1 protein-coding gene is annotated in these 1,165 nt (G+C 70.0%); it reads right to left on the bottom strand.

Annotated features, from left to right (window positions below; all coding sequences use genetic code 11):
* Positions 1-100 precede the first annotated feature (100 nt).
* The coding region (locus ACR2JA_RS09955; protein ID WP_434008929.1) for a PLP-dependent aminotransferase family protein at positions 101-1,165 on the bottom strand (1,065 nt) is incomplete at its 5' end.

Genomic DNA, 1,165 nt, shown 5'->3' with positions numbered 1-1,165 from the left:
AAGCCGGCGGCGATCTCGCGCGCGCGCTCGGCGCTCATCGGCGGGGTGATCTCAAACGGTTCGATCATGGTCGAACCATTGTGTCGGCGCGTTGCGGCCTTCAGGCGCGCTTCTTCTCGGGGTTTTCCTGCAGCATCTGCCGCGCGATCTCGCCGATGCGCGCCAGCGCCTGCATGTGCAGCGTGTTCCAGGGGCCAGAGAAATTCAGCCGCAGGCAGTGGCGGTAACGGTCGGTGGCGGTGAAGAACTGGCCCGGCCCGAAGGTGATGCCTTCGGCCGCGCAGCGGCGGAACAGTTCCATGCTCGAAAAGCCCGGGGCCAGTTCCAGCCAGAGCGTGTCGCCCGAGGGCGGGTTGCTCACCCGCGTGCCGGCGGGAAAGTGGTGTGCGATCAGGCGCCGCGCCTCGTTGCGGCGCTGGTTCATGTAGGTGGTCAGCCGCCGCAGGTGGGCTTCGTAGTGGCCCTGGGTCAGCAGGTCGGCCAGGGCTTCTTCCAGCACCACCGGGGTGGCCGCGCCCTGCAGGCGCTTGTGGCTGGCTACGCTGTCGCGCCAGCGCCCGGCCTCCACCCAGCCCAGGCGGATGCCGGGCGTGAGCGTCTTGGCGAACGAGCCGCAGACCATCACGTGGCCGTCGGTGTCGAAGGACTTGGCCGCCTTGCGCCGCTCGTCGCCGGCCAGCAGGTCGTTGTACACCACATCCTCGATCAGCGGCACGCCGCGCTGCGCCAGCAGCTTCACCAGCCTGTGCTTGGCCGCCAGTGGCATGACCGAGCCCAGCGGGTTGGACAGCGTGGGTGCGGCCAGCACCGCCTTGACCGGTTGCGTGTCCAGCGCCAGTTCGAGCGCGGGCAGCGAGAGGCCGGTGGCCGGGTGGGTGGGAATTTCCAGCACGCGCAGACCCTGGGATTCGATCAGGTCCAGGTAGCCGAAATAGGTGGGCGACTCCAGCGCCACCACGTCGCCCGGTTGCGTGACCGCGCGCAGGCACAGGCTCACCGCCTGGGTGCAGCTGGCGGTGATGACGATGTCGGCCGCGTCCAGCGCGCAGCCCAGGTGCAGGGCACGCCGCGCCACCGCCTGGCGCAGGGCGGGGCGGCCGGCGTCGGCCTTGTTGTATTCGGTCAGGCTGTGTCGGTGCACGCGCGAGGCGCGACCGATCGCCAC

Source organism: Hydrogenophaga sp. (genome assembly GCF_051007235.1).
In the GTDB taxonomy this organism is placed as follows: Bacteria; Pseudomonadota; Gammaproteobacteria; order Burkholderiales; family Burkholderiaceae_C; genus Hydrogenophaga.
Note: the sequence above shows the minus strand (reverse complement) of the source record. Positions and strands in the feature narration are given on the sequence as shown.